The following is a 14,717-nucleotide window of genomic DNA, read 5'->3' on the forward strand; positions in this document are numbered from 1 at the left end:
TGTGTAATTTAGTGACTACTAATTGGTCATTGCGCGGCTAATGGACATGAGGAAACTGCAACATCAAACTGATCATGAACTATTCCTCCAGATTAAGGAGGGAGATACCGCTGCGTACAAAGAGGTGTATGAACGGTACTGGCAATTGTTGTATGTTTATGCCTACCGTTTCCTGAAGGATAAAAGTGATGCCGAGGATATTGTGCAGGAAGTGTTTATCACACTTTTTACTAAAAAAGAAATACTGGAAGTAAAATCATTGTCAGCACTCCTTTATACCTCAGTCAGAAACCGTGTATTAAAAAAATTCGATCATTTAAAAGTTCGCGCGGATTACCTGGCTTCAGTGAAGAACCTGCAAGAGCCTGGTGAGAATTTGACTGAAGCACAGCAAAATTTTAATGACCTTAGCAGGATCATCGAATCTGAACTTCAAAAGCTACCAGAAAGCACACGGGAAGTTTTCGTGTTGAGCCGTATTGAAGAAAAGTCTCATAAGGAAATATCAGAAAGTTTAAACCTGACCAAGGATGTTGTCAAAAAACGCGTAGCGGCCGCTGTAAAGCACTTTAAGCACCTCAAAGTTAAGCTCCAAATTTTTACAGGAATTCTTCCCTAAAAAAATAATAAAAAAATAATCCGAAAATCGGCACCAAACATTTTCTGAGCGGTTATGTGTAGTAGAGGGTAATCAGCACCTACTAACCATGGATCAGCAAAAGTTCGAGAACATACTACAAAAGTATAAAGAAGGAACCTGTACGGAAGAGGAGCAAGAGCTCGTCTACCGCTGGGCGAATGAGTATGCAGAAATGACCGGTAGGCCCGATATCCAGCAAGACGAGCTGAACAGATCCCGTTCACGAATGTGGTTGAAGATTTACCGGAAAGTGCGTCCGCAGTCGAGTTCCAATCTTTGGTACAGGATCAGTGCCGCGGCGGCAGTGTTTGCGGCCGGTGTACTGCTTTTTCATTTTTACCAACGACCGGAAAGAATCCAAAGCGTTGTGCCTACGGTGTGGGCTTCTGAAATACGGCCAGGTGGAAACCACGCTTTCCTGACCCTGGCGAACGGAAAGCGCGTGTCGCTCGACAACATGAGGCCCGGGGACAGAATAGCCGGGACGCAGGCGCTAAAGTCAACTGAAGGAACGGTCCGGTTTGACCAGCCCGACGGTACAGCCAACCCTGACGAACTAACCACGATCACTACCCCCAAAGGAGGACAATTTCATATCGTTTTATCCGATGGAACAAAAGTGTGGCTCAATGCCGCCAGTTTCATCATCATACCAGTATCATTTACGAGCACCGGCAGGCGGTTCGTCCGCCTTACCGGTGAAGCCTATTTTCAAGTTGCGAAAGATCGAAACCGGCCTTTCATCGTAGAAACTGCGACACAGCAGGTAAAAGTTTTGGGAACCCATTTTAATGTAAACGCCTACACCGATGAACAGGATTGCAGTACTACGCTCCTGGAAGGATCAGTGCAATTAATCTCCACATCAGCAAATTCAAAATTAACCCTTATTCCCGGGCAACAGGCCCATTTCCAAAACAATCAATTTAAGGTCCGACCGGCAAATGACGATGTTATTGCCTGGAAAGACGGCAGGATCAAGTTTAACGGGACACCGCTTCCCGAAATTATGAGGCAGTTGTCCAGATGGTACAATGTCGAGGTGGTCTATGAGGGCGCTTCGCGTGACCGTGCATTTACCGGCGTCATAAACCGGACTTATAATTTGAAAACGGTTTTAGAAATTCTTAACGGCATGGGGATTGAATCGCGGCTTGAAAACAGGCTGGGTAAACCGTTCCTTGTGGTGAAGAATTAAAGATGAGAATTAACCGAAGTATGAACCATAACCTAGATGTATGAGGAAAGCCTAAGAAAGTAAATCAGATTAGTTAATAATTCAGCAGGCATCATAAAGCCGGAGCTGTGTGCAACCACACTCCGGCGTGGCCTGGCTGAAAATGCATCCCTAAGCGAGAGAAAACATATACTAACCAAACAAGACAAAAGTATGAAAATTTTTACATGCTGCGGCATCCTATTGAGGGTGCTGAACCCGAAGACCGGTCCCCGCCAGGCCGGGTCTTCAATGCTACTAACACGAACGATCATGAGAATGCAGCTTGCAATACTGATCATCCTGATGACCTTTATGAACGTCTTCTCCCGCGCGGTTGCGCAGACGGTCAGCCTGCAATTTAATCAGGAGAAGCTGGAAACCGTTTTGCAAGCCATATCCAAACAGAGTGGCTATGACTTTAATTACGAGGTAGGATTGCTGAAAACCGCTAAACCGGTGACCATCAATATTAAAGATAAAACGCTAAAAGAGACACTTGAAATATGCTTTAAAGACCAGCCCATCAGCTTCCAGGTTGTAGCAAAAACTGTGACCCTGAAAGCTGCGGAAAAGAAAAGTAGTGGTTCATCGGCATCAGGAGACATTACGATCCGCGGTCAGATAATGGATAGTCAGGGAAAGCCACTCAGTGGCGTTACAGTGAAAATAAAGGGAGGAGACATAGGAACGATCACGGACAGCGATGGCAAGTTTGTTATCGATGTCCCAAATGATAAAGCCATTTTGGTGATCAGCAGCATTGGCTATCTCCAAATTCAACAACCTGTAAAAGATGAACGGTTTATAACCATCCGCTTGATCGAGGCTACCGCACAGCTTAAGGAAATCACCGTGTCCCCCATACAAACCGGATATGAACAAATTAAGCCAGAGCGTTTCGTAGGCTCTGCGACGGTGATCGACAGCACCATCCTTCAGCGTGGGGTAAGCAGTGACCTGATTAGCCGCCTCGACGGCGTAACAAACGGCCTGCTTTTCAACAAGGCAGGAGGTGCGCTGAAGCTCCAGCTTCGTGGGATTAGCACGATCAATGCATCATATGACTTTAACGATGTAGACATCAGTTCTAATCCCCTCATCATTTTGGATGATTTTCCTTATCAGGGCGACCTCGACAATATCAATCCCAATGATATAGAATCCGTTTCGGTATTGAAAGACGCTGCCGCAACTTCCATCTGGGGTGCTCGAGCTGGTAATGGGGTGGTCGTTATTACCAGTAAGAAAGGCTCCACACGAAGCCGTTTTTCAGTGACACTGAACTCGAATATACAAATCCAGACAAAACCGGATTTGGACTATCATCATCGGATGAACAGTGTTGATTTCATTGATGTTGAGCAACTCTTGTTTGACAAAGGGTTTTACAATTCTTCGCTGGTTTCACCATATACTTTTGCTATTTCTCCGGTTGTCGAACTGCTGAATAAGGAACGACAGGGAATAATTACAGCAGCGGAAGCAGAGCATGAAATAACGAGGCTAAAGGGAGTAAGTACAATTGACCAATACGATAAGTACGTTTTACGTAATCCAGTAAGGTTCCAGAATTACTTAAATGTTTCAGGAGGAAACTCGGTTAGCGGATATAACATTTCCTTGGGTGCGGACAATAATAACACGGCCATCAAAGGGCCAGGAAAATACGCCCGGTACAGTGTTAATTCAAACGTTATCGTTAAACCAACAAGGGCGTTAGAGCTATCCGCGTTGGTTAATTACGTTACAGAGAACTCAACTGATAACAGCCTGTCTACAAATATTTCACCAGGGGGGAGAAGGAGTGCCTTATATCCGTATGCCGAGTTTGCAAACAAACAGGGGAGCCATCTTGCAATTCCTTACGGTTACAGGCTTTCCTACGTGGATACAGTAGGCCAGGGCAAGTTGCTGGACTGGCATTATCGGCCGCTTGATGAAATGGGATTTGGAGGGAATGATTTCAAGCGGAATTTTTTACGCTTGAATTTTTCGGCTAACCTTAAAATTACTGAATGGGCTAACCTTGATTTTAGATATCAGTACTCCGTTCAAAATGAACACAACGAATATCTGCGCGACGAGCGTACCTATTTTACGCGGAACCTGATTAATAATTTTACAAATCCGGGAACATTTGAGCGAAATGTTCCAATCGGTGGAATACTCGATCAGAATTACGCTGAAATCGCCGGACATAATGTGAGGTTACAGGCAAATTTCAGAAAAAACTGGAATGATGTCCATTCATTTTCGGCCATCGCTGCCGCTGAAATCGGACAGTCGCGCTTTGACGGAAACTCAAACCGCATGTACGGTTATAATAAAGATGTGCTGACAGTGGCCTCCAATATTAACTTCAGCCAGTTATACCCTAACCTTCCGATAGGTGCTTCGTCTATTCCGAATAACATGAATGTCGTCGGCAGGAGTGATAAATTTGTATCTGTATTGGCAAATGCCAATTACACATATGATGACCGCTACAGTATTTTTGCGAGTGCCCGGCGCGACGGCTCTAATTTATTGGGCGTAAATACCAACAATCGGTGGAAACCCCTCTGGTCAATTGGAGGCAGGTGGAACATCAATAACGAAGATTTTTATCATGTAGATTGGTTATCTAATCTTGCACTGAGAGCAACCTATGGATATTCAGGAAATGTGAATAATTCTATTTCCGCTCTTAGTATTCTATATTATTCATCGAGCCTGAATCTTTTCAATAGAAATTATGCACAGGTGGGTTCACCACCAAACCCAGACCTTAAATGGGAAGAAGTGAGAACGTTAAATTTGGGCTTGGATTTCGGGCTGTTCAAAGGCCGGATCAGTGGAACATTTGAATATTATATAAAGAAAGCAGTAGATATTTTTACAACAGTTCCTGTTGATCCAACCTTGGGTATTTCCGGGAATGCCCTTGACAGAAACTCTGGAAATCTGGAGACAAAAGGATTTGATCTTGCTGTAAATACCAGAAACCTAACGCGCGCGTTCAGGTGGAACACGACGTTCAATTTGAGTTATGCGCGTCCAAAAGTAACACGTTATTATTTCAACTCGATAAATACTCCGGTGACACCCGCTGCTCGGGAAGGTTCTCTTATTGGTGGCCTTTATGGATATAAGTGGGCGGGTCTTGATGGGAATGGAGATCCCCAAGGGTACCTTGGCAAATCGATCAGCAAGGATTATTTTAGAATATTTTCGGATTCGGTGGAAAACCAAACTTACAAAGGTTCCTCTTACCCACTTGTCTACGGGAACCTATTCAACACCTTTGAGTTTAAAGGTGTGGAGCTTACGTTTAACATAAGCTTTAAAGCCAACTACTACTTCAGGAAACCAACAATCGTTTACTACTCCCTTTATAATTCCTGGGCTTCACATTCAGATTTTGAAAAAAGATGGAAGGCCCCCGGTGATGAAAAGGTCACTAATGTTCCTTCAATGCCATATCCGGCAAATCTATTCCGTGATCAGTTTTTCCAGAATTCGGAAGTAAACTTGGAAAGAGGTGATCATATCCGGCTCCAGGACATCCGACTTTCTTATAATCTGAAGAACGCATGGAAACGTATTCCGTTTACGTCATTTCAGATTTATGGCTATGCCAGTAACTTGAATTTCCTGATCTGGAAGTCTACTGATTCAGATTATGATCCGGATTTTCCAACGAATACTTTGTTACCATTGAGAAATTACTCCTTCGGAGTTAGAATCGGACTTTAAAAAACAGTGTCATGAAAAAATTAATCCAATTATCCATTGCCATCAACATACTTATTTTCTCAGTGCTTCTTGTACTTTCGTCATGTAAAAAATATCTCGACGAACCTCCTAACAAGGGAACAGTTATCATTAGCAAGCTCAGCGATTTACAGGCCATTCTGGACAACCCGTTGATGACATCTTCCTATTTCTCCCTGGCAACCGGATCAGCGGACGAATACTATTTTACGGAATCTACCTGGGATGCAAAGGCATCTGATCAAAAGGACGCATATATCTGGAAAAGCACTACAAATATTGACGGATGGTCACTGCCTTATCAAATTGTCTTCCAGGCTAACATAGTGCTTTCTGAACTTGAGGAACTTGAAGGAAGCCAATCGGAGAAGGCAAAAGTTAAGGGGCAGGCGCTGTTTCTGCGAGCCTTTGCTTTTTATCATATTGCCCAAATATACAGTTTGCCATACTCTACGGAGTACCTCAGCACAGCCGGTGTGGCGTTGCGTACCAGCCCACTGATCAGCGTAAGGTCGGTAAGATCAACCGTTGCGGAAACCTATGAGAAAATCATTAATGACTTGAAGGAATCTGCGAGTCTCTTGGATTCCCAGAAAGAGCCTTTAAACCGGCCAAATAAAATTGGCGCTTACGGGGCGCTGGCGCGTGTGTACCTCTCCATGAGGGATTATGCCAATGCATCTAAGTATGCCCAACTTTCACTTGACCTATCTACCGAGCTGATCGATTTTAACCAGCTGGATGTTAATGCTAACCCAGGAATCAGTCAGTACAATGAAGAAACATCATTTTATGCCTACATGGAAGGCTTTCCGTACGATGAAGGTATTACCGACACAACGCTTTATAACTCGTATGATGAAAGCGATTTGAGAAAGCAGGTCTACTTTTACGACCCCGGTGACGGCAGCAGGGTTTTTAAAGGGAGCTATGCCGGATTTTACGGCAATCTTACTTTTTGCGGCATCGCGAACGACGAGATATACCTGATCCGTGCAGAGTGTGCCGCCCGTGCGAATGATGCAGCAAAGGCTATGGAGCTGGTAAACCTACTGCTAAGGAAAAGGTGGATGGCAGGCACATTTGCTGAACTGGCTACGGGTACACCCGAAGAAGCCCTGGAAATTGTATTAAAGGAGCGAAGGAAAGAACTGGTCTACCGTGGCACCAGGTGGACGGATATCCGCAGGTTTAATTTGGAAGGCAGGAATATAACATTAAAGCGTGTGCTAAATGGGATCACCTACGAACTTCCGGCAAATGATAATAGAATTGCCTGGTTGATACCGAACGAAGTCATTAGCCTGACAGGAATGGAACAGAATAAACGCTAAATATTACGAAAATGAAAAGATATTATATAATAGTGCTGTTACTCAGTTTAGCTTTAAACAGCTATTCGCAAGCAAAATTGTCACCGCTAAAGATTGGTGATCAAATGCCCGATATCCCACTTGGCACGGTGATGGATTCGAAAGGAAATGTCTCTGACGCATACCAAGGGAAAACGAAGTTCTCAGATTTTAGGGGAAAGCTGCTGATTTTTGACACCTGGCAAACCTGGTGTAGCTCGTGTATCGCAGGATTCCCAAAGATGTCGAAACTTCAGGAGAAATACAGGGACAGGATTCAGATTTTCCTTGTTAATTCTTCCTCCTACGAGGATCAAAAAATGTTAAAGAACTGGCTTGCTCTTCGCAAGGGAAGAATTCCTGCCGAAAAGTCGGTATTTCCCGAGAATCTTCCAATCCTGATTGGAGCGAAAGAGATCGAAAGCTTATTTCCAATTCGCAGAGGAATTGGCTACCATGTCTGGGTTGATCAGCATGGAAAGGTTGCATTACGTGGAATCAGTGAGAATAGCAATGAAACGAAGATTGAGGAATTCCTTTCAGGTAAGAACATATCCTTTGTCCAGGATAATGCGGGTAAGTATAATTCAGCAAAGCCCTTTTTTAAGGTATCGGATAGTATGGTGAATGCATTGCAGAATTTTTCTGTATCCTTTGGTGATTTTACAGATGAATTTGCAGACCCCTATGGTACAGGAGTAGACGCTCATATTGACACCCTAGCCAGAAGTAAGAGAATGACCTACCTGAATCAGACGATACATTACTTGTATGAATTGGCTACCAGGGAAAAGCTGCAAACTGATAGCAATATTGTTTTCGGAAAGCGAATAGTATTCGAGGTGGACGATCTAAGCAAATACACGGTTGATAAAAAGTTAATTAAAGCAGCTCTGACCGACATTTCTTACCGCAAGACCGGCCATTGTTTTGAAATGACGGTTCCGCTTGAAACTCCCGATTCACTGCAAAAGTCGATTATGCTTCAAAGTCTGAATAGCTACTTCAATTTAAGAAACGGAATATCAGGGAAGGTTGAGCAGCGAAACGTTAAATGCTATAAGTTAATCAGCAAAAGGAATTCACAGAATTTGAAAACGAAATTTACGGAAATGCTGTTTACATCAAGGGTGAAAGAGAAAGGTCAAAGAATTTTTGTTTACAAAGCCGGAACGGTAAACGAAATTTTTAAGCACTACTTTATGTTTGCTGGAATAAGTAAATTTGTGTTCCCTGGGATTATTATAAATGCAACAGGCATTTCCGGAGCTATTGATCTTGATTTAAAACCATACAGTGAAATGCAATCATACGAAGAAGTAAAGCTTGAATTGAACCGTCATGATCTCGATATTGTTGAAGGAAATGAATATATAGACATGTTGGTAATCACTGAGAATAATTGGGATAAAAAGAATCTGACAGGAAGGTAAATGGGGAAAAATAGTTACTAAAGGGCAGCCGAAGTGCTGCCCTTTAGTTATTAAGGAAGTATCTCATAAATAACTCTTTGACGAGAAGCAAAAACGGTTGGGTCACTTGCATTCCCCAATGCCGTGGTAATATCATCGGAAAGTTCTCCCGCAGCTCCGGTGGCAATATCCACTTTTGGTTTACCTGCGTTGGGCCCTGTTGTATAGATATCGGATAATGGAACGTCAATCACACATACTGCTGTGGAATTTAGACATTCGGTTATTGGATCTTTTGTTGCAATTGAGTAAGCTGCTGGATTATATGGATCACTAGGATCGTTGAGCTCAAATAACGTGCCGACCACATTTATGGGCTTTGCTTTGAATGCGAAGGCGGCGATGATAGCAACACATAAAATTGTCATTGTTAAATATTTAGTTTTCATGACTTTTAGTTATAAATGAAATTATGAAAAAATATATTTATGAAACAACTTTGGTTATGGTTGTTTTTCATATATAATCCTCTGCCGTGCGGGAAAGCTTGTTGGATCTGAAGCATTGCCGAGGGCAACGACAATATCATCAGACAGCTCATTAGGTACTGCGGTAGCGATGTCCACCTTCGGTTTGCCAGCGTTGGGGCCGGAAGGATATACGTCACTCAGTGGGACATCAATGACACATATGGCACTCGAATTTGGACAGTCTGTTATAGGGTCGATAGTCGCCACCTGGTAAACTGCGGGGTTGAATGGTTGGGAAATATCAGTGAGTTGGAAGAGCGTTCCCACAGGAATTATTTGTTTGGTTCTAAAGGCGGATGCAGTTATTATTGCTGAGCATAACACCAGTATGGAAATTGATACTCTTTTCATATTATTACTTGTAAGTTTAGGGAAATTAAGAGGGAGCAACATTCGATGTTGCTCCCATAAATTTTACAGCATCAGTTAGGGCTGTTTTTCATAAATTACCCTTGAGCGAGAAGGGAATGAAGTGGGGTCTGATGCATTTCCCAGGGCTGTGATGATGTCATCGGACAGTTCACCGGCAGCTCCAGTTGCGATGTCCACTTTTGGCTTGCCGTTGTTCGGGCCTGAAGTGTAGATATCACCGAGGGGAACATCAAGAACGCAAACAGCAGATGAATTAGGGCAAGCTGTCAGCGGGTCGATGGTGGCCACAGAGTAAGACTGCGGCAAGAAGGGCTGAGAAGCGTCATCTAACTGAAACAGAGTACCAACAACGGCAATGGGCTGAGCTTTGAATGCAAAGGCGAAAACAGCCATGGTGCACAGAACGGTAAAACCGAGAATTTTTCTTTTCATTTTTTTGTGTTTTTAATGTTTACAATTGAGTGTATTTACCGGTAAAGAATTTATGTCGAGGGTTATGGAATTCGTTCATAAACTATGGTGCCGCGTGATGGGAATGTTGTAGGATCACTTGCATTTGCCAGTGCCGCGGCGATCTGGTCTGAAAGCTCGTCGAGTAATGCCGTTGCAATATTAACTTAGGGTTTGCCTGCAAACGGGCCGGACGTAATATATATCTGCTGTTGAAACAGCTATGCAACAAAGTCTCCCTGATCCGGGACATTCTACGCTCGGATTAAAATCTGTAACTGCATACCAGGAATTAGGATTCATAGGATTTGTACCATCTGCCAGGCAGAAAACGGTAAACGCGGTATTTCGATTTTTCTTGTGGAAAGCGAAAGCCGTTAGTGAAACTAAGATAAGCGTGACGATATTCAGAGTTTTTCGGATGTTCATATCAAATCAAAATTCATTTGTTTCATAAATTGTTCTATTCCCGAAAGTCGAAGGCGTTCCAATCGTATTCATGACCGTTGTAAGTTGATCTGACAGTTCATTTAGAGTCGGCGTCTGAATATCTACTTTGGGCTTACCAACATACGTGCCTGATGCATAGATATCGGTCAGTGGTATTACAATTTTGCAAATAAAACCTTCACCTGGACAGGCTACGATTGGATTTTCAAAAATCTGCTGATAAGAATTCGGGTCAAACGGTTGACTGATATCGATAAGCTCAAAGGCTGTACCTGACAGCTTTAACGGAACAGTTCTGAAACTATAGCATAGCATACCCACTGCTGCAATAAGTATGCAGCTCAAAACTTGAAATCTCATAATGTTCATTTTTATGTGATTGAAATTTAGTCAGGCAATCCCTGTCTTGCCTGTAAAATTCTTCTGAGGATCTTTCTTTTCGAATATGAGCCCAAACACTGCCATAACGATGAAGCTGATGTTTAGAAATACGTGCTGTGTCCAGGTCAGGGTTGATAGTAATCCCCCGCAGCTGCACGGAATATCCTTGCTGAAACTTAATATCCCGATTAGATATACTGTGAATATTGTGAGTAGCAATGCTGATGCCTGTAAACCTCTTTTTTTCGTCTTATCAAAGAGGAGCATCGCTACGATTACAAGTTCGATAAATGGGATCATGATCGCCATAATTCCATTGACCGGGGCAAGCAACGGGGATTTTCCAAGCTGGTATTTAAAAATTTCATATTCGAAGATTTTGCTGAAAGCCGCGTACGCCCACAGCGCCAAAAATAATATATAAATGATTTGAAGGGTTATTCTTTTCGCTCTCATCGTTGTGTCTTTATGGTTTGTGTTTTTTTTCAGGCGGTTTCTTTGAGATGGCGCCTCAGCTGGGATCAGCCGCGGTATTTTCCAATATTTAACCATTATTAGTTAACATCAGAAATGAAAAAGTTGCTCTTAGGTTTTATTGCGCGTAAATGACTTTGTTTTGAGATATTGATTACTTCGTTTTTTTGTCTTAATCTCTTCAAGCAAATTAATTCGTAATGATCAATCCTCCAAAGGTTATCTGTTACCAATTTGGGCAATTTATACTGCGGGAATTTTGCGCTTGTTTGAACTGGCGGTTTTGTTCATCAGCCTGCGAAATGTTCTGGAAAAGTTGCTAACTGATTTATAACCTAATATTATCGATACCTCTTTAACAGACCAGTGATCTGAAAGTAATGCATCCGCGAATTCCATCGATACGGTGTTGTAATATTCGAGAATAGTATATTGATATAAGAAAGAAAATTTATCACTGATGGCTCTCGGACTATAGTTCAATTGCGTCGTAAAAGCGGATATATTGACACGCGAGAATATACCACAATGTATCATATGGCGGAGGGCTTCAAACTTTGTAATTTCATCTTTCGTAAGCTGCATGTATCGGGTTTTTCTTCAGGGTGTACATGTTTATAGTACAACCAGTTAAATTTCCGATCATTTACTGCGAACACAATTCAGTGGGAGTATAGTGTTATTAAAAAATGGATTTCGCTTGGTTCGAATTGTTTTTATGCTTGTTTCTTTTGGTTTGACCCGGCAACCGGTAATTTTTTCCTTCGGTTAACTTCAGCCAGTGAATGCCCTTTCTTTTTTTGCTGCGGCATTGGTAGGTGTAATTTTTCGAGCAATAATTTGAAATCCTTGAAACGCTTCAATTTGGGGTCTTTTTCTACATGATCGAGGACATCGAGTAATTTTATTAAAGTCGTTTTAGCTATTTGTGTAATAATGAATCGTTCAGCAGGGCTGAGCTGCCGATTTATTTTTAATCTCCGGTAAAATGTAGCTTTCGACCAGCCCAGCGCCCAACAGACATGCTCCCGGAATCTCAACGGCATCCCGTCAAAGACCGAGCAAACAGAGTATAGGTATTTGTCCATTCAGTTCCTTTTGGTTTCTTATAAGATGCACATAAATATAAAATGGGTGAAACCACCGCTAAATTTATGATCGGGTATTGATATGTGCGTGAAATATTGCATATAAAAAATATGGATGCGTGGGGTACTGATTACGATGTTAATATTTTAATTATTTTGTGAAATAGCTTGAACCGTTTACTCCCTTATTCCTGGAGATTCTCTCTTCCAGGCGGTCATTATTTTTAACCCAAATCATCATTTATGTACGATTTTATTCCCCGGTCTGGAAACGCTGATGTTTCAAAAGGAGCAATTGAAAACAGTTATAAGAAAGCGTTGGAAACCATCCAGGGTATTTACCCGAAAGTAGCACCAGAGACAATCGACTTTATCCGCGAACGCAGCAAAATGGTATATTTTAAAGAGAACAGTATCATTCTTGACTATGAACAGGTCAACAGTTACTGCCTATTTATATGCAGCGGGCTAATGCGATCGTGCATAAAATACAGGGGACGGCAGTACACCTCCTGGTATATGGCAGCTGGTGATATGGTGATCGCTGCAAATAGTTGGTATGATCAGACGCCGAGCACGGAACGTCTTATGGCAATGAAAGATACCTTTTGCATTGCACTTCATTACAATGATCTGGAATATATCTACCAACGATGGGAAGGATTCAACCTGGTCGGCAGGAAATTTACCGAAAAATATTACATCCAGGCCCGGCAAATGACCCACTGGCGTTTTTTTGCACCACTTTATGTATATAAGATCATCATTAAGCAATATTGGAATATTGCCAGGCAGGTTCCGCTTGCGGAGATTTCAAATTTCCTGGGCGTTGCGCGGGAAACGCTGAGCAGAATACGAAATAAACGCTGGAAAGACGAAAATGAGGACTTATCCTCCGCCAGATTCGCGGACAAACCATAAATGTACTGACAGAGGCCCTCACGGACAGTTATTTAGTTAGAAATTGATCATAACAGTTTGTACCTGTGATGAAAGTCACAACAGTGACAATCATCACAGGGGCGCTATTGTATGCGTACAACATTTTTATGTTCTTTGCTAAAATGATTGAGCTGATATGTAACAAACATGTTATAATTGAAATATTGTAATGATGCTCACGTTATAAAAATTTGGCTTACAGCGAATTGTGACTTTTCTGTCCGAAACTCATCCCTATTTCATGCCTCCGCCGTCCGTATTCGCTGCCATATCTTGAATTTTAACCCATTGAGTATGAAGAAGGCGTATGCACTGGAATGGCTAGACCATGTTATCACCAAAGAGCTGGACCCGAATATAGCGGGGCAGAAACCGATCACCGAAGAGAAGGTGAAAGAAATCAGAGACAGAATTGAGCAGGAGGAGGATTTACTTCTTGCCAGGCTGAAGCAGCGGGTATTTCGCTTGCATGATGAGACGGAAAGTCGGGCATTGGTGAAAAAGTATCACGATTCCCTGCTGCTGATGATTACGAGGAATCATGATTATCAGCAGCATCCTATGACCAGGAAGCTGCAACATAAGGATCTACACATTTTTTTGGGAATTCGCCTTCAGCGTATCCTGGGACTGTTCGAATTGGAGTTCTCGGCGTTTCTAGGGTTAGAAAACCGTGTTGCCCTTACCCGCCTGGTCGAACAAAAGAATTTCATTGAGGCAAACAGAGAAACCATGAGGCTAAAGCTATCCACCGGAGAGCATGGCATGGCACCCGTTGATATCGTCCTGGGCGTTTTAGATGAATTCCTGAGTAAAATCGATGACAGGTTGCCGGTCACGCTAAGGGAATTTGAATATATCCGGCTGCTGACCGAAGATGTTTTGAAAATAGACGGAAACCTGACATCAATCACCGGATGTCCTGCGCTGAACGAACTTTTAATTTACTGGAACCTAAATAGCATCGTTTGCATCCGGTATTTTACCATGGGAACGGAACAATTAATGAACTCTTATCTGACCGCACTGGAGAAACTCGAATTTTTGAAATTGGAACTGAAGAAGCTCCAGATCATACCTGAAAAACAGGATTTTATCCTGAACCCTGATTTCCCGAGCGTAAAGGAATACTGTGGTAAATGGTTGCAAAATGAAATAGAATACAGGGAGAATAAACTCCAGGGCTTTGCGCCACTTGCTCAGGAAGTGGCCGCGAAAAGCATTAAAGTGAATAAGTTCAAAGTTGTTGTTCAGCTCTCCGCGGATCAGATCGGACTGATCCTTCGGGCAGCTGACGATACCAGGCTACTTCAAGCGCGCAGCATGAGTGCAGTTTTCAAGGCAATCGTTCCAAGCCTGTCCTCACCGTATAATGAAGACCTTAGCTGGGATAACATTCGCACGAAAGCCTATGTGGCAGAGCATTCGGACAAAGCCGCCGCGGCGGAAGTCCTGAAAAAAATGGTGGATCGAATTCACAGCTATTAAGGTTACAGACACCCCCTTTGCGAAAGCGCAGTTCTTAGAACTGCGCTTTTTTTTTGCCCCGCTTTTGCTGATAATCAGTACAGTACAATAAAGTACAACTTTTTTGTTCCCTAAGTTGGTCTTTTCCGCCGATCTGCCAATGCCCACCTTTGATTCGTAATTCAGC

General features: G+C 42.7%; 14 protein-coding genes. 7 read left to right on the forward strand and 7 right to left on the reverse strand.

All coding sequences use genetic code 11. The features are described 5' to 3' along the window. Positions 1-46 precede the first annotated feature (46 nt). The 5 genes from EG028_RS19285 (at position 47) to EG028_RS19305 (ending at position 8,397) form a co-directional block, all read left to right on the forward strand. Positions 47-619, forward strand: a complete 573-nt coding sequence (locus tag EG028_RS19285) for an RNA polymerase sigma factor (protein ID WP_162946573.1) — start codon at positions 47-49, stop codon at positions 617-619. A gap of 88 nt (positions 620-707) precedes the next feature. Further along, positions 708-1,838 carry a FecR family protein gene (locus EG028_RS19290; RefSeq protein WP_120517962.1) on the forward strand — a complete coding sequence of 377 codons (1,131 nt, stop codon included), beginning with the start codon at positions 708-710 and terminating at the stop codon, positions 1,836-1,838. A gap of 291 nt (positions 1,839-2,129) precedes the next feature. After that, positions 2,130-5,594, forward strand: a complete 3,465-nt coding sequence (locus EG028_RS19295) for a SusC/RagA family TonB-linked outer membrane protein (protein ID WP_162946574.1) — start codon at positions 2,130-2,132, stop codon at positions 5,592-5,594. Between the two features lie 11 nt (positions 5,595-5,605). Then, complete coding sequence (locus EG028_RS19300; protein ID WP_120517964.1) at positions 5,606-6,946, forward strand: RagB/SusD family nutrient uptake outer membrane protein; 1,341 nt, start codon at positions 5,606-5,608, stop codon at positions 6,944-6,946. 11 nt (positions 6,947-6,957) lie between these two features. Then, on the forward strand, positions 6,958-8,397 hold the full coding sequence (locus EG028_RS19305) for a TlpA family protein disulfide reductase (RefSeq protein WP_120517965.1): 1,440 nt from the start codon (positions 6,958-6,960) through the stop codon (positions 8,395-8,397). Positions 8,398-8,447: 50 nt separating this feature from the next. Here the strand turns inward: EG028_RS19305 and EG028_RS19310 are convergent, their stop codons facing one another. The 7 genes from EG028_RS19310 to EG028_RS19340 form a co-directional block, all read right to left on the reverse strand. Next, on the reverse strand, positions 8,448-8,825 hold the full coding sequence (locus tag EG028_RS19310; RefSeq protein WP_120517966.1) for a hypothetical protein: 378 nt from the start codon (positions 8,823-8,825) through the stop codon (positions 8,448-8,450). A 54-nt stretch (positions 8,826-8,879) separates the two neighbouring features. Continuing rightward, the gene (locus EG028_RS19315; protein ID WP_123864724.1) at positions 8,880-9,257 is read right to left on the reverse strand and encodes a hypothetical protein; all 378 of its coding nucleotides are present in this window, start codon (positions 9,255-9,257) and stop codon (positions 8,880-8,882) included. Positions 9,258-9,332: 75 nt separating this feature from the next. Continuing rightward, positions 9,333-9,710, reverse strand: a complete 378-nt coding sequence (locus EG028_RS19320; RefSeq protein WP_120517968.1) for a hypothetical protein — start codon at positions 9,708-9,710, stop codon at positions 9,333-9,335. Positions 9,711-10,163: 453 nt separating this feature from the next. Next, a complete protein-coding gene (locus EG028_RS19325) occupies positions 10,164-10,538 on the reverse strand; it encodes a hypothetical protein (protein WP_123864725.1) in 375 nt (124 codons plus the stop codon). A gap of 30 nt (positions 10,539-10,568) precedes the next feature. Further along, complete coding sequence (locus EG028_RS19330; protein WP_120517970.1) at positions 10,569-11,111, reverse strand: MauE/DoxX family redox-associated membrane protein; 543 nt, start codon at positions 11,109-11,111, stop codon at positions 10,569-10,571. 165 nt (positions 11,112-11,276) lie between these two features. After that, positions 11,277-11,618: a helix-turn-helix domain-containing protein gene (locus EG028_RS28095; protein ID WP_120517971.1), complete on the reverse strand. Its 342-nt coding sequence runs from the start codon at positions 11,616-11,618 to the stop codon at positions 11,277-11,279. Positions 11,619-11,749: 131 nt separating this feature from the next. Further along, positions 11,750-12,121 carry a hypothetical protein gene (locus tag EG028_RS19340; protein WP_120517972.1) on the reverse strand — a complete coding sequence of 124 codons (372 nt, stop codon included), beginning with the start codon at positions 12,119-12,121 and terminating at the stop codon, positions 11,750-11,752. Positions 12,122-12,364: 243 nt separating this feature from the next. Here EG028_RS19340 and EG028_RS19345 point away from each other — a divergent pair, with 243 nt between their 5' ends. Both EG028_RS19345 and EG028_RS19350 read left to right on the forward strand, forming a co-directional pair. Continuing rightward, a complete protein-coding gene (locus EG028_RS19345) occupies positions 12,365-13,042 on the forward strand; it encodes a Crp/Fnr family transcriptional regulator (RefSeq protein ID WP_120517973.1) in 678 nt (225 codons plus the stop codon). A gap of 315 nt (positions 13,043-13,357) precedes the next feature. Then, entirely contained in the window at positions 13,358-14,551 is a 1,194-nt protein-coding gene (locus EG028_RS19350) for a hypothetical protein (protein ID WP_120517974.1), read from the forward strand. Positions 14,552-14,717: the final 166 nt, after the last annotated feature.

It is taken from the genome of Chitinophaga barathri, from assembly GCF_003807585.1.
Taxonomy (GTDB): Bacteria; Bacteroidota; Bacteroidia; order Chitinophagales; family Chitinophagaceae; genus Chitinophaga; species Chitinophaga barathri.